Source organism: Flavobacterium sp. (genome assembly GCF_039595935.1).
In the GTDB taxonomy this organism is placed as follows: domain Bacteria; phylum Bacteroidota; class Bacteroidia; order Flavobacteriales; family Flavobacteriaceae; genus Flavobacterium.
Genome location: NZ_JBCNKR010000006.1, coordinates 1,039,956 through 1,060,485 on the forward strand (window position 1 = coordinate 1,039,956; position 20,530 = coordinate 1,060,485).

At 31.0% G+C, this 20,530-nt stretch carries 19 protein-coding genes; 4 read left to right on the forward strand and 15 right to left on the reverse strand.

All coding sequences use genetic code 11. The annotated features are described in order from the left end of the window. Positions 1–308: 308 nt before the first annotated feature. The 11 genes from ABDW27_RS14380 to ABDW27_RS14430 form a co-directional block, all read right to left on the reverse strand. The gene (locus ABDW27_RS14380) at positions 309–1,172 is read right to left on the reverse strand and encodes a sigma-70 family RNA polymerase sigma factor (RefSeq protein WP_007804760.1); all 864 of its coding nucleotides are present in this window, start codon (positions 1,170–1,172) and stop codon (positions 309–311) included. Between the two features lie 166 nt (positions 1,173–1,338). After that, positions 1,339–3,066 (reverse strand): hypothetical protein, encoded by a 1,728-nt coding sequence (locus tag ABDW27_RS14385; RefSeq protein WP_343696534.1) that lies wholly within the window; start codon positions 3,064–3,066, stop codon positions 1,339–1,341. Further along, the gene (locus ABDW27_RS14390) at positions 3,054–4,148 is read right to left on the reverse strand and encodes a DUF4249 domain-containing protein (protein ID WP_343696535.1); all 1,095 of its coding nucleotides are present in this window, start codon (positions 4,146–4,148) and stop codon (positions 3,054–3,056) included. Before ABDW27_RS14390 ends, ABDW27_RS14385 begins: the two co-directional genes overlap by 13 nt. A 127-nt stretch (positions 4,149–4,275) precedes the next feature. After that, positions 4,276–5,454: a DUF4249 domain-containing protein gene (locus ABDW27_RS14395; protein WP_343696536.1), complete on the reverse strand. Its 1,179-nt coding sequence runs from the start codon at positions 5,452–5,454 to the stop codon at positions 4,276–4,278. An 11-nt stretch (positions 5,455–5,465) separates the two neighbouring features. Next, a complete protein-coding gene (locus ABDW27_RS14400) occupies positions 5,466–8,252 on the reverse strand; it encodes a TonB-dependent receptor (RefSeq protein WP_343696537.1) in 2,787 nt (928 codons plus the stop codon). A 5-nt stretch (positions 8,253–8,257) separates the two neighbouring features. Then, a complete protein-coding gene (locus ABDW27_RS14405; RefSeq protein WP_343696538.1) occupies positions 8,258–9,001 on the reverse strand; it encodes a hypothetical protein in 744 nt (247 codons plus the stop codon). A 198-nt stretch (positions 9,002–9,199) separates the two neighbouring features. Next, on the reverse strand, positions 9,200–9,445 hold the full coding sequence (locus ABDW27_RS14410; protein ID WP_343696539.1) for a hypothetical protein: 246 nt from the start codon (positions 9,443–9,445) through the stop codon (positions 9,200–9,202). Positions 9,446–9,631: 186 nt separating this feature from the next. Continuing rightward, positions 9,632–10,378 carry a response regulator transcription factor gene (locus tag ABDW27_RS14415; protein ID WP_343696540.1) on the reverse strand — a complete coding sequence of 249 codons (747 nt, stop codon included), beginning with the start codon at positions 10,376–10,378 and terminating at the stop codon, positions 9,632–9,634. Position 10,379: 1 nt separating this feature from the next. Continuing rightward, entirely contained in the window at positions 10,380–11,795 is a 1,416-nt protein-coding gene (locus ABDW27_RS14420; RefSeq protein ID WP_343696541.1) for a tetratricopeptide repeat-containing sensor histidine kinase, read from the reverse strand. 419 nt (positions 11,796–12,214) lie between these two features. Then, entirely contained in the window at positions 12,215–12,607 is a 393-nt protein-coding gene (locus ABDW27_RS14425) for a hypothetical protein (protein ID WP_343696542.1), read from the reverse strand. 200 nt (positions 12,608–12,807) lie between these two features. Beyond that, positions 12,808–13,770 (reverse strand): hypothetical protein, encoded by a 963-nt coding sequence (locus tag ABDW27_RS14430; protein WP_343696543.1) that lies wholly within the window; start codon positions 13,768–13,770, stop codon positions 12,808–12,810. A gap of 104 nt (positions 13,771–13,874) precedes the next feature. Between ABDW27_RS14430 and ABDW27_RS14435 the strand changes: the two genes are divergently transcribed. After that, entirely contained in the window at positions 13,875–14,948 is a 1,074-nt protein-coding gene (locus ABDW27_RS14435) for a fatty acid desaturase (protein WP_343696544.1), read from the forward strand. 81 nt (positions 14,949–15,029) lie between these two features. Here ABDW27_RS14435 and ABDW27_RS14440 read toward each other — a convergent pair whose 3' ends face one another. From ABDW27_RS14440 to ABDW27_RS14455, 4 genes are all read right to left on the reverse strand, one after another. Further along, positions 15,030–17,174, reverse strand: a complete 2,145-nt coding sequence (locus ABDW27_RS14440) for a polyribonucleotide nucleotidyltransferase (RefSeq protein WP_343696545.1) — start codon at positions 17,172–17,174, stop codon at positions 15,030–15,032. A 164-nt stretch (positions 17,175–17,338) separates the two neighbouring features. Next, positions 17,339–17,605: a 30S ribosomal protein S15 gene (gene rpsO, locus ABDW27_RS14445; RefSeq protein WP_008466503.1), complete on the reverse strand. Its 267-nt coding sequence runs from the start codon at positions 17,603–17,605 to the stop codon at positions 17,339–17,341. Between the two features lie 229 nt (positions 17,606–17,834). Next, complete coding sequence (locus ABDW27_RS14450; RefSeq protein WP_343696546.1) at positions 17,835–18,530, reverse strand: hypothetical protein; 696 nt, start codon at positions 18,528–18,530, stop codon at positions 17,835–17,837. 33 nt (positions 18,531–18,563) lie between these two features. After that, positions 18,564–19,019: a GAF domain-containing protein gene (locus tag ABDW27_RS14455; RefSeq protein ID WP_343696547.1), complete on the reverse strand. Its 456-nt coding sequence runs from the start codon at positions 19,017–19,019 to the stop codon at positions 18,564–18,566. A gap of 71 nt (positions 19,020–19,090) precedes the next feature. Between ABDW27_RS14455 and xrtF the strand changes: the two genes are divergently transcribed. From xrtF to ABDW27_RS14470, 3 genes are read left to right on the forward strand one after another with little or no spacing between them, the layout of a single operon-like run. Then, entirely contained in the window at positions 19,091–19,627 is a 537-nt protein-coding gene (xrtF, locus tag ABDW27_RS14460) for an exosortase family protein XrtF (RefSeq protein WP_343696548.1), read from the forward strand. Next, complete coding sequence (locus tag ABDW27_RS14465; RefSeq protein WP_343696549.1) at positions 19,617–20,063, forward strand: exosortase F system-associated protein; 447 nt, start codon at positions 19,617–19,619, stop codon at positions 20,061–20,063. The genes xrtF and ABDW27_RS14465 overlap by 11 nt, the downstream gene beginning before the upstream one ends. A gap of 46 nt (positions 20,064–20,109) precedes the next feature. Next, positions 20,110–20,508, forward strand: a complete 399-nt coding sequence (locus ABDW27_RS14470) for a hypothetical protein (protein WP_343696550.1) — start codon at positions 20,110–20,112, stop codon at positions 20,506–20,508. The last annotated feature ends 22 nt before the right edge of the window (positions 20,509–20,530 follow it).

The following is a 20,530-nucleotide window of genomic DNA, read 5'->3' on the forward strand; positions in this document are numbered from 1 at the left end:
TTTCGCAAAGTTCGCTAAAGTTTAATTAAAATTATTTGAGAATACAAAGTTTACAAAGCTTTGTATTCTTTGAAAACTTTTGGATTAACAGTGAAAATATCTTTGTGCACTTTGCGAAAAACCTTTGTGCACTTTGCGTTAAAAAAAAGAATAAAAATAAAAAACTCCGGTAATCAGCCGGAGTTTCAATCATCAATCAAAAAACGAACAGTCAATCAAACTGTTGTTTGGGATAAAATTCCAATTTAAAATAACCAAATTCCAAGCCAATTGTAATCTGGGATTTTAAAAATTGAAATTTAATATTGTTATCCTAAATAAGTTTTAAGGATTTTACTTCTAGAAGTGTGTTTCAATCTACGGATTGCTTTTTCTTTAATCTGACGAACACGCTCACGAGTTAAGTCGAAAGTTTCTCCAATTTCTTCTAAAGTCATTGGGTGCTGATCGCCAAGACCAAAATACAAACGTACAACATCTGCCTCTCTTGGCGTTAATGTTTCTAATGAACGCTCGATTTCAGTACGTAATGATTCGTGAATTAACTCTCTGTCTGGGTTTGGAGATTCTCCAGAACGTAATACGTCATAAAGGTTAGAATCTTCACCTTCAACAAGAGGTGCATCCATTGATAAGTGACGGCCAGAGTTTTTCATAGACTCTTTTACGTCATTTACAGTCATGTCTAGTTCTTTTGCAATTTCCTCAGCAGAAGGCGGACGCTCATTAGACTGCTCTAATAAAGCATACATTTTGTTGATTTTATTGATAGAACCAATTTTGTTTAATGGTAAACGAACAATACGTGATTGTTCTGCAAGAGCCTGAAGGATCGATTGACGAATCCACCATACAGCATAAGAAATGAATTTAAAACCACGAGTTTCATCAAAACGCTGAGCAGCTTTGATAAGACCTAAGTTTCCTTCATTAATTAAATCAGGAAGAGTTAAACCTTGATTTTGATATTGTTTAGCAACCGATACAACGAAACGTAGGTTGGCTTTTGTTAATTTCTCTAAAGCTCTTTGATCACCAGCCTTTATTCTTTGTGCTAATTCTACCTCTTCATCAGCGGTAATCAGGTCAACTTTTCCGATTTCTTGTAGATATTTATCTAACGATGCAGTTTCACGATTGGTTACCTGCTTGGTGATTTTAAGTTGTCTCATTTTATTTGTCTCCTCATTTTTTAAGTGTCCAAGTAGTTATACGTATCAAGTATCAAAAAAGTTACAATTTGTATCAATTTTTTTTTGTTTTTTTCGAAAAACAAAAAACCTGTCTAAAAACAGACAGGTTATCAGTGTGTTATGTTTTTTTTATTTTTTATTTCAATTAGTTTGCTGTCGTATTTTGTACTTCAATATTTTCTTTAATAGAAACCGGAAGCCCGCTTTTGGTAAAACCTTCCAGTCTTATTTCAAAAGTACCGGAAAGATCTGAAGTATAAAATGAAGTTTCAGAATCCTGGTTTAACTGCACATCAGGATTCCATAATAATTGATTTCTAAAATCTGGAATTCTTTGATTATCGGCCGTGCTTTCGTATTTCACTTTGTTGTAAATCTTTTTTGGCTGTGGTCTTAAAATAGTTGGTTTTACAATGAAAGAACCATTTTGTGTGCTTTTAAAATCTTTATCAAAAGTGGTGAAACTAACTAAACCGTTAAATGATTTTGAACCTACATAATATCTACCTACAACAAGCTCAATTTTGTATACATTTTTCATGTTGTAATTTAAAAGATCATTTTGGTTTTCTAAATACAATCCGTCAACCAAAACAAGTGCAGATTCCGGCAGCTGTGGAAAAACACTTGGATCATTTACATGCAGGTACAATTTATCATCCTTTTGCTTAGAATAAATTTCTACGGCAACTTCTGTTATTGTTTCTTTTAAAGTTTTAAAACGTGTATAATCGTCCAGAATATATTCTTTTACAGTAGAATAATAGAAAGGTTCATAAGTGGAAGCTTTCTCAATATTATCTACTTTTTTATGATAATAAGCATTTTCAACCTGACTTGAAATCGATCTTTCTAAAAGGCTTTCTTTAAAGGTATAAGATAGCTTGGAATCTTTTTCAAAAGATACTTGAGCGTAATCAATTTCTGGAGCATTATTTATCGCGATGTCATAGTTATTTGCTTTTTCGTCAATAATTTGAATAACGATATTAGATGTGTAAAAAGTTTTATTTACATTGAAAATAAAGTTACCAGATACGTCTGTTTTTACTACTTCAAAAGCAAATGATTTTCCAGGAATTGATAATCCTATTGAAACGTTCTCTACTTTGTCTGTTTTGTTTTTTGCTGAAATTTTACCTGAAATAATTTCACCTCTAAGTTCTGGCAGAATTATTTTTTGATCTTGTTTTTGCAGATCTAATACAACCGGATAAGAAACATTTGAGGCAAATTTGACTGCAGAAATTTGATTTTGAGTTGGAATATTATCTAATTTTCTAACGGATAAAGAATAAGTTCCATCAGTAAAATTAGCATTTGATGACAAAATTTTTAAATCGACTAATTCACGGTTTGTAAACGTTTTTTTATTCAGTTTAAGTGTTACGTTTTGATTAGCTGAACTTTCATCAACAGTATTGGTCCCGTTTGCTAAAATGTTTGCAGCAACCGTTTTTTCGTCTACTTTATATGGATTTACAATGTTAATGTTTAATTGAAATAATTCAGAAAGAGGTTTATTCAGCATCCAGTTTGTGTAACCAACTAATTTATAGCTGCCTGTTTTTAAAGTAGTAGGAATGAAATAATCGCCTTGTCCGCTTGCATTTTCCAATGAAATTTTTGTTTTAAAAACAGATTTCTTAGTATCGTCAACTAATTCTACATAAGCAACTTTACTAATGTTGCTTGGAGTTTTGTCGGTTGATTTTAAACAATAAATTTTATACAATAAAGTTTCACCAGAAATAAGTGTTGTCGCATTCGTATGGATGAAAATAGTTTCATCTACAGCAATCGTTTGTTGTGCTCTGTTAAATTGTGTATTAATTAATACAAACAATAAAATTATGTGTTTTAGTCTATCCAAAATGAAGGTTTTACGTTAGATGAAAATGATGTACAGTCTCCGCATACGGCGTCTACTAGGATATAACTTGATCCGGCATTAGAAAAATAAGTCATAAAGTTTCTTTCAACATTATAGATCATAGATTCTGCATTACAATCTTCTCCGTCAAAACAAAATTTAAAAGGAATATCTTCACAAGTATTAAAATATGGAGATGGTCTTCCGGGAAATAAATCAGTATAATTAAAAAATATTCTTTGTTCTGAAACTGTTGCCACATCAAAATATCCAATAACTTTTACGTTAGAATCACTAATACATTTTATATTTCCAGAAAGTACTCCTGGTTGTTTAGGAGATAGAACACTTGCAGAACTGGCTATATCTCTCATTGTTTTATGAAAATTGTAAGCAGCTAAATTTTCAACATATTGTTTAACTAAAATGCTGTATCGATGACCGATGATATAATTATTTTCTTCAATAAAACGAATTGGGAGATTTACTCGATCTTCGTTTAGATCATTTGTATTTAATAAAATAATATCTGTTGAGTTTTTAGTTGTATAACAAGTTCTGGTATTGGAAGGGTTAGGAATTAGTTCTACAGATTGTGGACCAGTAACTATTAATTTAGATAATGACCATCTTGGAGCTATAATTTTATAGCTTTCTTCATATTCAAAACGATAATATTTTGAAGTTCTGGTAGGATCATAACTGTTAACATTAATTTGAATCCCAGTCTGATTGTCCTTATTTGTTACAACTGATGGTACGACGCTTTGAATTGGACTTACGGTTGTCAGTGTTTCATGACTAGATTCATATACATTCCCGTCTTTAGTTTTAATTGTTAAAGTATATTGTCTGCCTGATAAAATTTGAAATATAGTTTGTGAGACATAAACACCGGATTTTTCTTCAAATAAGTATGAGTTATTTTGATCGTCTTTAACGATTACTTCTGCTCCTGTCTCAACCTTTATTGAGGTGTCTTCAAACCGAGAAGTTTTCGTTATTTTAATTTGCTGGTTTTTAAGTTCATTGGTTAAAGATGCTTCTACAACGATAGCCTCTTCATATGTGTTTGTTAGCAATGGATATGTTTCTGTGCAGCCATTTGCTAAAAAGCAGATAATTAAAATTAATAATATTTTTTTATAAGATATATTCATGATATAGTTTCGAAATAGTTCTTTGTAGTTTTATATTGAAAAGCTTTTTTTAATCTACCCAAAACACTGGTTTTACATTTGATGCTATTGTAGTACAATCTCCACATGGTGCATACACCCAATAATAAAATCGACCATTTAAATAATAGTTAACAATGCCTAGCATTACATCATCTGTAAAAGGAGGAGAATGTGTACATGGATCTGGACTAAAAGGATAATCAGCGTAGCAAAATTCCTGACAATCTGTATAAAATGGAGGAGGAGCTTCACCTAGAAATAGATCATCATAATTAAAATATATTCTCTCGATTGATATTGAGGCCACATCAAAATATCCGATTACTTTATCACTTGGATTTTTTACAGATTTGATATTACCTAATACAATTCCGGGTTGTGTTGGAGATAAAAGACTCGCACTTCCGGATATTTTTTTTAGTGTTCTATAATAATTAAATGCAGCTAAACTTTCTACATACTGCGTTACCAATATACTGTATCGGGTTGTAATAATGTAATCCTGATCGCTTATAAAGCGAATTAAATAATCAACACGATCTTCTTTTAAATCGTTCGTACTTAATAAAAGCAGGTCTGTGCTTTTTTTATTTCCATAACAAATTCTTGTATTAGGATCATTGTCGATAAAAGTTAATGCCCCATTTGCATTGATGACTGCTTTGGTACGAACCCATTTTGGTGCTACAACTTTATAGGTTTCCTCATACTCGTATCTGTAATAATGCGATTTATTGGTAGGATCAAAGCTATTGACCCTAATGCCAACTCCTCTTTTATCCTCTTTGTCTTTTTCTACAGCAGCTTTAACACTTTCCATTGGGGTTACAGTAGAAAGTACTTCTGGTGATGACACAAAAGATCTGCCATCTTTTGTGTTAATGTGCAGTTGGTACTGAATTCCGGGTACGGCTTGAAAAGCAACAGTCGAAACATATTTGTCTGACTGATCTTCAAAATCATATCTGTTTCCAGAGTTATCAGTTATATAAACTTCGGCGCCGGTTTCAGGAAGATATTTTTCATCTTCGAATCTAGCCGTCTTGGTAAGTTTTATTTCCTGATTTTTTAGTTCGTTCGTTATTGTAGTTTCAACAACCAATGCTTCTTCGTAAGTATTCGTCAATAATGGATATGCTTCTGTGCAGCCATTTAAAATAAAAGCTGATAAGAGAAGGAGAATACTATGTAGTTTAAAATTTTTCATCCTAAATAGAATTAGAATTTAAAATTATAAGTAATACTTGGTACCGGAATTGAGAAAATAGACGTTTTATATCCTTTTACTTTTCCGTTTTGATCTGTCACAAAATAAATTGAGTATGGATTGTTTCTTCCTAAAACATTATAAATTGAAATGTTCCAGAAACTATGCGCTAACTTTTTGATTTTGTGATTACCTTCGATGTTAAGACCTATATCTAAACGAATATAATCTGGAATTCTGTAAGCATTTCTATCACTATATAGAGTGTATTCTGAATTTCCATATTGGAACTTACCAATAGGATACGTAATTGGTCTTCCTGTTTGGTATAAGAAATTAGAAGATAAACTATAACGTTTTGTAAATCTATAATTTAAAATAGCACTTAAATCGTGAGGCTTGTCAAAATTTGCAGGAAAATAGTTTCCATTATTTACAATTTCTGAACTAAACTGGCTATCCAATTTAATAAATGAACGTGAATACGTATAACCAATCCATCCGTTTAATCTTCCGGTAGATTTCTTTAATAATAACTCAACTCCATAAGCCTTTCCTTCGCCTTGTAATAATTCCGTTTCTACATTTTGGTTCAATAAAAGCTGTGCTCCAACTTTGTAATCCAAAATGTTTTTTGATTTTTTGTAGTATCCTTCAAGACTTACTTCGTATTCTTCGTCGTTTAATGTTTTAAAAAGACCTAAAGAAACTTGTTGTGCCGTTTGTGGTTTTACATTAGAATCAGACAATTTCCAGGTATCAGTTGGAGATTGTGTAACGTTGCTTGATAAAAGGTGAATATATTGACGAGTTACATCATATCCTGCTTTGATAGAAAAATCTTCAGTAATAAAATAACGTGCAGCTAAACGAGGCTCAAGTCCGCCGTACGTTTTTATAACCTCATTTTTGTTATAATGAGTAGTTCCTGTTACCGTTTCGTCACTTAAAGGCAGACCGGGTTGATAAGAATTCACATCAGCTTCTCCTAAAGACGCATAAAACGAATATCTTAATCCCAAATCAACTAATAATTTATCACTAAATTTATAGCTATCAGCCAGATAAACAGCAGATTCTAGCGCCCTTTCTTTCTCTATGTCTGTAGATATTAAAGTAGCTTCCGGTTTTTTTGGATGCTGATAACCTGGTGAAATGTTATATAATTTGCTTGCAATACCGTAAGATAAAGTATGTTTTGGATTTAATTGGTAATTCAGTTTTAACTGAAGTTGAGACTCATTTACTTTATATCCAAAATCAAATGCATTAATATCATCTGAATCATAATCGATATTAAACTTGTACTCACTGTTTGTAAAAATTAATGCCGCTTTGCTTTTTTTGCTAAAAGTATGATCCCATTTTAAAGAAGCAAGTCTGTTGCTGTATTTATAAATTGAATCTGAACTTAAACTAAAACGGTCATGGCTGTAATAAGCTGTAGCTTCAAGATTGTTATTAGCATTAATTTGATTGTTGTATTTTAAAATTCCATCATAAAATCCAGCTTGACTGTTTTTTAAATTTTTATCATCCAGAGATTTTAAAATCCAATCAGAATAGGTAGCACGGCCTCCAAAAATAATACTTGATTTATTTTTTTCGATTGGCATACTCAATGTAAGGTTCGAAGTAATTGGCCCAATTGCTCCTTCACCAGAGAATTTTTCAGGATTTCCGTTTTTTGTCGTAATGTCAAATACAGATGATAATCTTCCTCCAAAATCTGCCGGAATACTTCCTTTGTAAATATCTGCTTTCTTTGCTGTATAAGGGTTTATAGCCGAGAAAAAACCTAAAAAATGCTGCGGATTATACAAAACCGCATTGTCTAAAAGTATAAGGTTTTGGTCGTCTTTTCCACCTCGCACGTTAAATCCTGCCGATCCTTCTCCTGTGGTTTTAATACCAGGAAATGTGGTTGCAACTTTAAGGATATCTCTTTCTCCAAGAATCAACGGAACGTTTTTAATTCCTTCAATATCAATTGAAACTAATCCTGAAACGGTTGTTTCTGTTGTTTTTTGTCCTTTCTTTTTAATTACAACCTCGTCTAATTGATTTGATTTTTCATTAATTCCAATGTCGAATTTTCCATCGTCATAAACCATTAAAGTTCTCACTACTTCTTTGTGGCTTAATGATTTTACTTCGATAACATTTATTCCTCTCGGAAGCTGTAAACTGTAATTTCCGTCAAGATCACTAGAGGTATTAATGTTTTTTCCTCTTACTCTAATGTAAATATTAGGTTCAGCTTTTCCGGTTTCTTCATTTTTTACAGAACCAGTAACTGTATACGTTTTTTTGATGTTGTCTTTGTTTTCTTTACCAATAAAAACAATTGCAGCTTTTTTGGTTACGCTATAACTATTTAGCGAATCATACTGCTGATAAAATACAGGATTATCTGTACCATCATTTCCGTTATTTTGATTGGTTTCTGCCGGGGCATCAGTAAAATAATTTGATGGAAGCGTATCGTGAATTGTACTGTTAAGTGTTAGAATTACTTTGTTTTTTAAAACAATATAATTCAAATCAGTTTTGCTCAAAATCGAATTAAGAACATCGTCGATTTTAGCATCAGTATAAACTCCTGAAATTAATTCTTTATTCGAATTAATCCAAGTTGGATCAAAATAAAACTTATAGGATGTTGCAGTTTCAATGCGTTTTAGGGCATTTTCTAAAGTTTCATCTTTAAATGTAATTGATAATTTCTCATTGGAATTTTGTGCAAAAGACAATTGAAATGAGAATAAAATAATAAAGGCGAGTAAAATTTTTTTCATTTGTCTTATTTGGTTTGAATTGCAAGAGAGTTAGAAATGTATTTCATCAAATTTTTCATAAATTGATCTTGATCAGATTTTTTTAACTCTCTGTTCAGTAAATAAAAACCATTGATTTGTTTTTTCTGTTCTGGGAACAGTTTGATAATATCATTCTTTCCTTTAATAGGATAAATGGTGTTTTTAAAATCAATAAAAAAAGAGTTGTTTTCTTTAAAACTATAGAATATACCACTTTCTAAAACAGTTTTTTGAATGTCTTTGTGGTGTTTTATATAAAAAGTAAAATCAGCAGCGATATTACTTTCTTCGTAATAGCCAGGAACAAATTCCGGAACAGTTTCATTTTTCTTTTCAATTTTCACAAAATTTTTGTCCAGAATTGAAAAGGATGAAATTTTACTTTGGTTAAGATTAATTCCGATGTTTTCAGATTCTCCGTATGGATTTAGAACCAAAATATCTCTGTAAACGTCATATTTAAGTTTTACATCGTAATATTTCTGCCCATCGAAGTTAATTTTTCCAATTTCATACTTATCTATTAGATATAAATGGCTGTCTCCAATAGCTTTGTACGGATTTGTGTGTGGTACTCCGTTATTCAGGTCTAGGTTGTCTTTGCCAACTGTTTTGTCAAACCAATTGTAAACGTTTACATCGTTATTTGTTTGGCTATGAATAACATAAATGTTTAAGAATAATCCAAATAAAATGAGGAAAGCGGACTTTTTTTGATAATTTTTCAAAGGATTCTGTGGATTTTAGTGATTTGTTGTGGGGGTTTTCAAATTTATTAAAAAAAGGTTATAAACAAAACGTATATCTGTTAAATTGTGATAAAATGTTATTTTATTTACAACAAAAACCCCAAATCATAATAATGATTTAGGGTTTTTAACGAATAATCTGAGCGGAATTAGAATTAGTGTATTTTAAGTTTAATTTTAGAAATCATCAGTATTATTAAGGATCTCGTCGAATATTTTTTTTAGTGATCTGATGTAAATTGGAAACGCGATGGCTAATAAAATATATTCAAATCTAAAAACGGTTACGTCGTCTAAAATTCTATATAAGCAAGGAATTATAATTGCCAAAGAAACTACAATTCCAATCCATGGATTGTTTTTTATTTTTTTTATAGTTGGCAAAATTTTCATTTCAGGTTGTCTCGTTAATGCTATCTTCATCTATTTTTTGATTTGTGCGAGGTAAAAGTAATTTTGATCTCACTTTATAAATGTGAAAATGTCACGAAAGCCTTTTTAAATGTCATGAAGTCTGTGAAAAGCATTTCTGCTAAGAGTTTTTATTTCAAAAAGCATAAAAAAAATCCTCTTAAATAAGAGGATTGATATTGAAATTTAGATGATTAGCTATGATAAAATATTCATCTTTTTTATGAAATCTTTATAAGTGTCGCTTAAATTTATTTTGTGATTTCCTTTAAGGATAATAAGATTATCCGCCAGGATAATTTCTTCAATCTTTTCGGTATTTACAATGGTGTTACGATGTGTTTTTATGAACTTATTTTTATCCAGAAGATCACTTATTTTGGTTAGTGAAATTAGAATTACAAATTTTTCTTTTTCAGTAATAATATTGCAGTAACGCTCTTCAACTTCAATGTATAGAATGTCTTCGAGATTTACTTTTTTTAAGGAATTTTTCTTCTTTATAAACAAAGAATCGTTGCTGATGACGGTATTTTGTTCTTCGCTCAAAAAAACATTTGTCTGCTCATAAAACTTCTCGACAGCCATTTCTATAGCATATAAAATTTCAAGTTCGTTGAAAGGCTTCATTAAAAAACTGAAAGGTTTTGTAAGTTTTGCTCTTTCAAAAATCTGTCTATCCTGAGAACTTGTTAAAAACACAAAAGGTTTCGATGCATGCGGAATTATATTAATAGATTCTGCAAAGGTTATACCGTCTGGTTTTCCATCCAGAAAAACATCGATAATAATTACATCAACAGGTTTTTCATAAAAAAGTTTTAACGCATCAGTATAATTAACAGCAACACCCGCAATGTTATAATTGTGGTCTGTTAATACTTTTACCAGTGCATCACTTTGTTCCTGAGTATCTTCTATAATTAATACATTAATATTATCCATTTCATTTAGTTTTTGGGAATGTCAATATCATTTTAGTTCCTTTGCCGGGCTCGCTTTCGATAGTAAACGTTCCGTTATTCTTCTTTATCATTTGTTTGCATAATTGTAAACCTAAACCGGTTCCAATAATTTCTGAATTCCCTTTTTTAGCCAATAATTCTCCTTCCTGAAGTAATTCGCTGATCGTTTTTTCGCTCATTCCAATTCCGGAATCCTGAATTATAACCTGACAAAAATCTGAATCTAAGTCAATTGCTGAGAAGTTGATTTGTCCGTTTTCGTTTGAAAATTTAATAGCATTATCTAATAAATTTCTAAATACAATTTTTAAAGAATCAAGGTCAACAAAGAGAAAGATATTTTTAGAAACAGAATTTTCGAATGTAATAGATTTTTCGAGTAATAAGGGCTTATAATTATATGCAATTTGCTGTACAATAGAATGTAAATGAACCGATTCTTTATTAAAATACAATTGTTTAGTTTGCAGCAATGCCCAGTGTAATAAATTGTCTAATAAACTGTAAGTGCCATTTGCAATACTGCTGTTTTGAAGAATTAAATGATTTAATTCATCGTAATTTTTAGTTTCAAGCGTAGACGATAATTTAGAATTACTGGTTTTTAAAGCATTTACAGACGAACGTAAATCGTGACTTACAATAGAAAAGAGTTGGTCTTTTGTGGCGTTTAATTCATCAAGTTTGTTTTTTTGGCGTAAAATAGTTTTACCATTTTTTACTTTTTGTGCATACAAATAAACACCTCCGGTTAAAATTAGCAATAAGCCAATTGCAGAGAAAAACAAAGCATTTCTTTGTGTGTTTTTTAGTTTATTTTCTACTTCAAGAACTTTAATTTGTTTTTGTTTTTGAGCTACGGCGAATTTTTTCTCATAATCTGCTAAAGCCCAAATTTTGCTTTGATTGTTTAAAGAATCTTTCCATTGACCCGATTCTTTTCTGTAAATTAATGACTTCTTATAATCGCCCTTATTTTCTTCTACAACAGACATGTTCAAAGAAGCTTTTCTTTTTATATCAAAATCAGATATTTTTTTTGATAAATTATATGCTTTTTCAAAATAAGGAATAGCCTGCTGATCTTTATATTGGATATAATATAAGTTTGCAATATCATTATAAATGCAAAATAAATTTACAATATTTTCTTCTGCTTCCAGAATTTTTAAACTTTTAAAAAGATATTCTTCTGCTTTAGTAAAATTATTTAGATGTAAATGACAAATTCCTAAATTTTGGTAAATAAGTCCTATTTTTAATCCTTGATTATTTAATCTAAGGCTTTCTATTTTTTTAAAATATATAATTGCTTTTTCAAATTCTTTTAATTCTATTGATGCATCTCCTAAGTTTTTAATTACTAAGGGATAGAATTCAAATTTTTTGGAAATCAAGTTTAATTCAAATTTTGCTTCTCTGAATAATTTTTTTTCAATGAAACTATACCCTCTGAAAAAGTGGCAATAGTCTATAAGTTCCTTATTTTTGCTATTGTTTAAATGTTTCATTGAACTGACTAAAGTCGAGTCCCAATTTTTTTTAATAAAAAAGTTAGATGCCTTGCTGAAATTTAATTCATTTTTGAATTCTCTCTCTTTTTTCTTTAATGCTTCATTTAACTGTTTATTGGATGACTGTGAAAACAATAAGAAAGGAGAGCAAATAATCAATAAATTAAAAAAAAATCTAATTATAAGCATTACTTATTTTTTTGTAATTAACAACAAAAGATTATACAATGAGGAAACATCGTTTAGTGAATCTGTTAATAATGTCAATAAACGATGTTGGTTAAAATATTTGCTTTGAGGTTTTAGCGACCTACAGATGTTTCAGTACCTCTAGATGTTTCAGGATCAATATCTCTTAAATAAGACATTACTGTGGTGATATTTTCTACACTTTGAGAAGTATAATCTATCTCAGCATACCATACATCATATGTTTCAGGTGTTTCCTCATCCCAGTCATAATCAAAATAAACTTCAACAATATTAACATGTTCAGTTAATGTTCCAATTAGAGGATTTTGTGAATCTTTTGAGTTGATGTATAAAGTAGCACAGATTTTTAATGTTTTTACTCCATTGTTATCGTAAAGTTTTGCCGAAGCTAAAGGTGGGACTGGAAAAGTAATGTTGGTTTTGTCTGTAAAAGAAAATGGTTCTGTATTAATTCTTGTGATTTGAATGACATTAAAGTCCATAATAAGGTTTGTTAGGGTTAATAATTTTATTTTTGGTGGGTTAAAGATATTTTATTTCTTTAAAAAAAAATAAAGATTGTCGTGTTTTTTTGGTTAATTTTTCGATTTTATGTCGTTCATCGATAAAATTTTACAATTATCATTTAGAAAAAGAAAATAAGTTTGAATAATTGAATCAATTAATCACGAAGAAATTTTGTTTAAAATTGTAAATCAACCTGCGAGTTTATCTTTTCGATATAATAATCTATTTTGCGAACAGCACGATTAAAAAAAAGATTCTGCTCTTTAATGCCGGATTGGCCTAAAGGAATAGAGTTGAGAATTTGCTGCTTAAAAAACTTGTGAACGTTGTTACAGCTCTCTTCATTGTCAGTAATAAAATAACCCAAAAGTGTATAAGGAATAAACATTGTTAGTTTCTCATCTGTTTCGAGAAGCATATTGTTGTTTAGTAATATAAGCTCATTGTAATAAATCGAAAATTTATCATTAGGCTCATTGCATTTTGCTTTTATAACATTAATAATCCTTTTTAAATCGACACAAAGAGCATTCGCACTTTTCAAACTTAATAAACCAGCTTCGTAAAAATATAAAATCTGCTGAAGACTGCTGTTTATGGTAGTATCGTTCCAGACTTCATTTACAAAAGTATTTTCGTATACATTTTTTAACTTCTGCATGTATTCTGTAAAGGATTCATCGATTACAAAGTTTTCAAAAGCGACTTTTTTTTGATTAGTATTTAAAAGATTCAGCCATACAAAAGCTTTAAATTTTGACAAAATAGTTCCGTCCATAAAGTAAAACAGCGGAATGTCTTTGGCCGAATAAAAAAGTTTGGTTTTTTTGTTCTTTGTTAATGCTTCGATGTTTTCTGCCGAGGATTTAAAATACTCAAGCATATCTTTTAACGTTTCAATTTCGATTGTTTTGTCTACAATTACTTTTCCTTTTTTAGAAAATAAATTATCAAGAGAGATATTAAAATGATTGGCCAGTTTTATGGTTTCATCTATGGAGAATTTACTTTTTTGGGATATTCTTCGATGCGATGCATCATAACTGATTTCCAGAATAGCAGCAATTTCATCTATCAAAGAATGTGACTTTGAGATTTTGCTTCGAATTGCCTTTAAAAAAGATTCCTGATGTTTCATGATTTGTGATAATCACAAATATATAAAAATGTTTTATTGGTTTACACAAATTGATATGCGATAAATGCGATAGGTTTGTCTTGTAATTTTAAAAAGATACTTTTATGAAAGCTAAATATTTTAATAAATCTGAAGAGGAAAAACTCTTTTTTTCTACACTAAAACAACGAGTTCATGGACAACTTCAAGGGAAAATTATTTCTTATGGAGATTCCCGATTTTGGTTTAAAGGATTATTTTGGACATTAGTTTGTTATTTGTCTTATTCATTGCTTTTTTCGGGTTCAATCAATAAAATGATTTTTTGGTTATTATATGTTGTCTTTCAGTTATCAGGATTGTTAATAGGTTTCAGTTTTGGGCACGATGCATCTCATAATACAGCATTTAAAAACAAAAAAGCGAACTCTGTATTGCATTTTTTTAGTTTTCTTACTGTTGGAATCGATCCATTACTTTGGGGATTGAGACATATACGTTCACATCATTTATATGCAAATGTAGAAGGAAGCGATATTGATATTGATAAAAATCCTTTTTTGAGATTGAGCCCGACACATCCTTGGAAACCTAAACATAAATATCAAGCTTATTATGCGCCATTTGTTTATATGTTTACTTTGCTTCATTCTGTTTTTATGAGTGATTGGGTATATTTATTTTCAAATGAATATGACTGGATGAAAAGAGGCATGCCAAAAATTGAATTGTATTTCAGGTTTGTATTGTATAAAATATTTTATTTCTCTTTAGTTTTAGTTTTTCCAATATTATATTCTCACTTTTCATGGAGTTTTATTGTTTGGAGTTATTTTAGCGCCAGTGCTTTTACATCTATGGTTTTTATTATAATGCTTGTTGGTACGCATTTTTTTGATGGTGCTGATTATCCACAGCCTGAAGGAGAATTTCTTGAGCATACCTGGGCAGTTCATCAACTTCATACTAGTTGTGATTGGGATGCAGACAAAGGGTGGGCGAGATTTTTAAGTGGAGGTTCAAACTGTCATGCAGCTCATCATCTTTTTCCGAATATATGCCATACAAGTTATAGCGAGATAAATTCAATAATTGAGCAAACCACAAAAGAATACAAACAACCTTATCATCATAAAACATTATTTGAAATGATGATTTCTCATTTTACACATTTGCATAAAATGGGAAACCCAAAGTAGGATAATTAAATTTAAAAACCCCAATTCAACTGAATGAATTGGGGTTTTCTATGAATAAACCTTTAGTAAACTAAGATCTGATTACTCTTTTTTCTCCTCACGTGGAGGTCTTGGAACAAGTGCTTTTTTAGACACTTTTTCTTTTTTAGTTTTAGGGTCAACTCCTAAGTATTTCACTTGAAAAACATCTCCCATTTTAACTACGTCAGCAACATTTTCTGTACGTTCCCAAGCCAATTCAGATACGTGAAGTAACACTTCGTTTCCTGGTGCAGCAGTATATTCTACAACAGCTCCAAAATCAAGCATTTTAATAACTTTCACTTCGTAAGCTTCTCCAACTTGTGGTTTGAAAGTTAAAGCATCAATCTTAGCCAATACAGTTTTGATACCTTCCGGATCAGTTCCTAAAATTTCAACAACTCCTTGCTCATCAACTTCGTTGATAACAATAGTAGTTCCTGTAGCTTTTTGTAATTCCTGAATTACTTTTCCTCCAGGTCCTATTAATGCTCCAATAAAGTTTCCAGGAATAGTTCTGGTAATGATTTTTGGTGCATGAGCTTTAACGTCAGCTCTTGGAGCAGCGATAGTCTCAGTTAATTTTCCTAAAATGTGTAAACGTCCGTCACGAGCTTGTGCTAAAGCTTGTTCCATGATATCATAACGTAATCCTTCGATTTTGATATCCATTTGGCAAGCAGTAATACCATCAGCAGTTCCGGTTACTTTAAAGTCCATATCTCCTAAGTGATCTTCATCTCCTAAGATATCAGACAATACAGCAAATTTCTCACCGTCAGTAATTAATCCCATAGCAATACCAGAAACTGGTTTTGTCATTTGAACACCAGCATCCATAAGTGCCATTGTTCCTGCGCAAACCGTTGCCATAGAAGAAGAACCATTAGATTCTAAAACTTCAGAAACCACACGAATTGTATAAGGACAATCTGCAGGGATCATATTTTTTAATGCTCTTTGAGCTAAGTTACCGTGACCAACTTCTCTTCTTGAAGTTCCTCTTAGTGGTTTTGCTTCACCAGTAGAGAAAGGAGGGAAGTTATAGTGTAAGTAGAATTTTTCTTCACCTTGTTCAGATGGAGAATCGATTTGGTTAGCCTCTCTTGAAGTTCCAAGAGTTACTGTCGCCAAAGCCTGAGTTTCTCCACGTGTAAATAAAGAAGATCCGTGAACAGATGGTAAATAATCAGTTTCACACCAGATTGGTCTGATTTCTGTAGTTTTTCTTCCGTCTAAACGAATTCCTTTTTCAAGAATTACATTACGAACAGCTTCTTTGTTTGTTTTGTAGAAATATTTTCCAACTAAACCTGCAAGATCTGCATTTTCAGCATATTCTTCTTCTGTAAACAAAGCTTTTGCTTCTTCTTTTACAGCTGCAAATTTTTCACCTCTTTCTGCTTTTCCAGAAGCTTCCTGAGCAATTGCATAACATTTATCGTAAGCGACAGCTTTTACTTTTGCATAAACAGCTTCGTCTTCAACTTCTCCTTCGTAAGTTCTGTATTCCTGAGAGCTTAATTTAGCTCTTAAACGCTGTTGCGCTTCGATTTGAACTTTAATAGCTTCATGAGCAAATTTAATAGCTTCAACCATTTCAGCCTCAGAGATTTCTTTCATCTCACCTTCAACCATGGCAACAGAATCTAAAGAAGCTCCAATCATCATGTCGATATCAGATTTTTCTAATTCTTCTCTACTTGGGTTGATTACTAATTTTCCGTCGATACGAGCAACACGTACTTCAGAAATTAAGTTATAAAATGGAATATCTGAAACTGCTAAAGCTGCAGATGCCGCTAAACCAGCTAATGCGTCTGGCATAACGTTGTCGTCATGAGACATTAATTGAATCATAACCTGAGTTTCAGCGTGGTAATCGTCTGGGAAAAGCGGACGTAAAACACGGTCAACTAATCTCATTGTTAATACTTCGCTGTCGCTTGGTCTTGCTTCTCTTTTGAAAAATCCTCCTGGGAAACGTCCCGCAGCAGCGAATTTTTCACGGTAATCTACCGTTAATGGTAAAAAGTCTACACCCGGGTTTGATGTTCTTGCAGAAACTGCTGTTGCTAAAAGCATACAGTTTCCTAAACGTACAACAACTGAACCATCAGCTTGTTTTGCTAATTTACCTGTTTCGATTGAGATGCTTCTTCCATCTCCCAAATCGATAATTTCTTGTGAAACTTGTGGAATCATAAATTTTTCCTTTTTGATTATACAATGGGTTTTAGTTGTGTTGTAGTTGTTGTGTGTAGTTGTTGTTGTCTAAAACCCAATGAAAAACCAAACTTTTTTTCTTGTAAAAATGCGTGTAATGTAAAAACAAAAAGAGGCACTCTCGCACCTCTTTTCTATATTGATTATTTTCTGATATTCAATACTTTGATAATCTCACGATATCTGTTGATATCTTTCTTTTTCAAGTAATCCAACAAAGCTCTTCTTTTACCTACTAATAGTACAAGAGAACGCTCAGTGTTGTAATCGTGACGATTTTTTTTCAAATGCTCAGTTAAGTGTGAAATTCTGTAAGTGAACAATGCGATTTGACCTTCTGCACTTCCTGTGTTTGTAGCACCACCGTGTTGTGCAAAAATTTCTTCTTTCTTTTCTTTAGTTAAATACATTCCAATATTATTTAATGATTTTTATGTATGTCATACAGCTTTTGTAAGACGGGTGCAAAATTAGATTAAAAAAACAAAAGAATCAAACAAAAATAAAAGAATCTTAAAATAAGGCATGATATTTTCTTTTTTAATGATTTTAAGAAGTCTTTTTTGTTTTAAAATAATCTCTTTTAGGATGTTACAATAAAAATAAAAAATAATAGTAACCTTTTAGTTTTTGTCAGCTCTATTTTGATTTCGGAAGTTTCTTACCAGTTTGTTTTTCCGTTAGTGAAGAATAGGAAAGCGTTACATTGTTTTCTCCTATACTTGTTCCGGAAATTAGAATTCCTTTGTCGTAATTATCAGTAAAAGAAATTTTGCGGGCGGCATCATTTCCTTGCCAGACACCTTGTTTCAATCCGTCTTTAAGAGTTCCTTTTTGAGTTATAAAACCATCAGTTTCCTCATATTCTCCATTTCCGTCTGTTACAGTTTGTGTTTTGTCCTGATTCCAGAAATTAAGAACTAAGGTTTGAGATTTTTTTGTTTTCGGATCCCAAGTGTTTTGTTTCTCAGACTTTTTACTTTGGTTTTCATACCAGTTGATTTCTTTACCGGATTTATGATCCTCAGAATAATTTACTACAGATTCTTTTGCTCCGTTTTTGTAATAGTAAATAAACTCGCCATCTTTTTTTAAAATATCTCTGTCTAAAGTAGCGCCTGTCATTTTCTTTCTTCCGTTTTTGTAAAAATCAGTTACAACATATCGTACACTTTTTTGCGAATAATTGGTAATTACCCTGGTATAACAGCCGTTTTCGGGCGTAGTTTCGCGATTTAACGAGTCCAGAAAAATTTTTTTCGAGACCATGTTAATTTGTGCAGATAGATTAACTGAAATCAGAAGCAGGAATACTATTATGACACTTTTTTTCATTCAGATCTATTTTCTATAATAAAAATAGGGCTTCTAGAACAATTTAGCAACTTCCTGATTCACAAATTCAAGAAATCTTTCATCAGCCTCAGTAAAAGGATCAATCACGTGGCTGTCAATATCAATTTGACCAATATTTACTCCGTTCACAAAAAGCGGAACCACAATTTCAGATTTTACAGTTAAACTGCAGGCAATATAATTGTCCTGAGCTTTAACATCCGGAACAACAAAATTGGTATTGCTTTCGGCAACTTGTCCGCAGATTCCTTTCCCAAACGGAATTACAGTATGATCGGTTTCAGCACCAACATAAGGTCCTAAATGAAGTGTTTTGTTTTCGTGATTGGCAAAATAAAATCCTACCCAGTTGTAGTATTCTACATTTTCGTTTAATAATTGGCAGACTGCTAATAGTTTTTCGTCTCTAACTTTATTATTATCAGCAACTATAGCGCTTATTTTTGGTTGTAATTCTTGAAATGTCATGATTTGAAAATTTTATACAAAAGTATTTAAAGCTAAACTCAAAAAATACATAAATTTGAAAAAAAAATCTGTTGAAAAAATATTTAGCCCAATTCAAGCCGTTTTTAATTTTTATAGGTACTTTTTTTGCAGCTTATATTGCATTAACGCTATTATATAAATTTTATTTGAACAGTTTTAAAGCTGATGAAGTCGACGGAATTACCAACTTAGTCGGTCGTAATGTTGAACAGTTGCTTAACGTGTTTAATTATGGCGTAAAAGTTCAAAAAAGCCTTTCAAATGCATGGCTGGAAGTTGTATATAATAACCAGTCTATCGTTCGAATTATCGAAGGCTGTAATGCTGTAAGTGTTATTATCTTATTTATTTCTTTTGTACTTGCTTTTTCAGGCAATTTTAAAGTTACCGTGTATTATATCTTATTCGGAATTGTTTTTATCTACCTCTTAAATATTGCCCGAATCGCATTACTGACCATTTTATTATATCATTTTCCAGAAAAAAATCATCTTTTACATGGTGTTCTTTTTCCGTTGGTTATTTATGGAAGTGTTTTTATATTATGGGTAATTTGGGTTAATAAATTTTCTAAATATGCTAAATAGAATAATAGAACAAGAAGGTAAAATTTTTACTTCGGTTATTGTTATTTTATGTTTCGGACTCATAAGAGCTTTTGAAAACACCTTGTTTTACGATCCTTTTTTAGAATATTTTGAATCGGATTTTAATAAAATAAAATTGCCAGAATTTGATTCGTTTAAGCTTTTTTTAAATCTCTTATTTCGTTTTGCACTCAATACAGCTTTGTCTCTTATTCTTATCTATACACTTTTTAAGGATAAAGGGATTTTAATTTTTAGCTCTATTCTATACTTATTTTTCTCGGTTATACTTTTCGGAATGTTTTTTATTATTGTGGAATATTTTGAGGAAAAGAGCTGGCTTTTATTCTATGTTCGAAGATTTATAATCCAGCCCATATTTGTAATTTTATTTATTCCGGCATTTTATTATCAGCTGCAGAATTCAAAAAAATAACATTTCATTTAATTTTTATTTGAGGCTTTTTAAATACTTTTGCAAAATGAGATTAAAAAAGTGCACAGTATTATTTTTAGCGTTCCTATTGTTGGTTTCCAACATTGGGTTTGCTTTTGATGTGCATTATTGTGGAGGAAAAATTGCTTCGATCTCATTAAACACTTCAGTTTCTGCATCACCAGAGAAAAAATGCTGTGGTGATAATGAAAAAAAATCATCATGCTGTAAGGATAAAGTTGTAAAATTTGAAAAAAAGTCAAGCGATGCAACTTTCAAAATTTTCTTCTTTCAGCTTGCATTTCCGGCAGTAATTCAGGAATACAAACCGATTGCTTTTTTGTCAATTCCAAATTTCAAAAACAATCAGATTGTTTCGTATTATTCTGATGCCAATGCGCCCCCCTTATTCAAGTTATACAATCAATACATTTTTTATTCCTGATTTTAATGTTTAGAATCAAGCC

Excerpts from the sequence above, each read along its gene's own strand:
- ABDW27_RS14380 (WP_007804760.1), bottom strand. The coding sequence starts at position 1,172 with ATGAGACAACTTAAAATCACCAAGCAGGTAACCAATCGTGAAACTGCA.
- ABDW27_RS14395 (WP_343696536.1), bottom strand. The coding sequence starts at position 5,454 with ATGAAAAATTTTAAACTACATAGTATTCTCCTTCTCTTATCAGCTTTT.
- ABDW27_RS14400 (WP_343696537.1), bottom strand. The coding sequence starts at position 8,252 with ATGAAAAAAATTTTACTCGCCTTTATTATTTTATTCTCATTTCAATTG.
- ABDW27_RS14410 (WP_343696539.1), bottom strand. The coding sequence starts at position 9,445 with ATGAAGATAGCATTAACGAGACAACCTGAAATGAAAATTTTGCCAACT.
- ABDW27_RS14415 (WP_343696540.1), bottom strand. The coding sequence starts at position 10,378 with ATGGATAATATTAATGTATTAATTATAGAAGATACTCAGGAACAAAGT.
- ABDW27_RS14425 (WP_343696542.1), bottom strand. The coding sequence starts at position 12,607 with ATGGACTTTAATGTCATTCAAATCACAAGAATTAATACAGAACCATTT.
- ABDW27_RS14430 (WP_343696543.1), bottom strand. The coding sequence starts at position 13,770 with ATGAAACATCAGGAATCTTTTTTAAAGGCAATTCGAAGCAAAATCTCA.
- ABDW27_RS14435 (WP_343696544.1), top strand. The coding sequence starts at position 13,875 with ATGAAAGCTAAATATTTTAATAAATCTGAAGAGGAAAAACTCTTTTTT.
- ABDW27_RS14440 (WP_343696545.1), bottom strand. The coding sequence starts at position 17,174 with ATGATTCCACAAGTTTCACAAGAAATTATCGATTTGGGAGATGGAAGA.
- rpsO (WP_008466503.1), bottom strand. The coding sequence starts at position 17,605 with ATGTATTTAACTAAAGAAAAGAAAGAAGAAATTTTTGCACAACACGGT.
- ABDW27_RS14450 (WP_343696546.1), bottom strand. The coding sequence starts at position 18,530 with ATGAAAAAAAGTGTCATAATAGTATTCCTGCTTCTGATTTCAGTTAAT.
- ABDW27_RS14455 (WP_343696547.1), bottom strand. The coding sequence starts at position 19,019 with ATGACATTTCAAGAATTACAACCAAAAATAAGCGCTATAGTTGCTGAT.
- ABDW27_RS14465 (WP_343696549.1), top strand. The coding sequence starts at position 19,617 with ATGCTAAATAGAATAATAGAACAAGAAGGTAAAATTTTTACTTCGGTT.
- ABDW27_RS14470 (WP_343696550.1), top strand. The coding sequence starts at position 20,110 with ATGAGATTAAAAAAGTGCACAGTATTATTTTTAGCGTTCCTATTGTTG.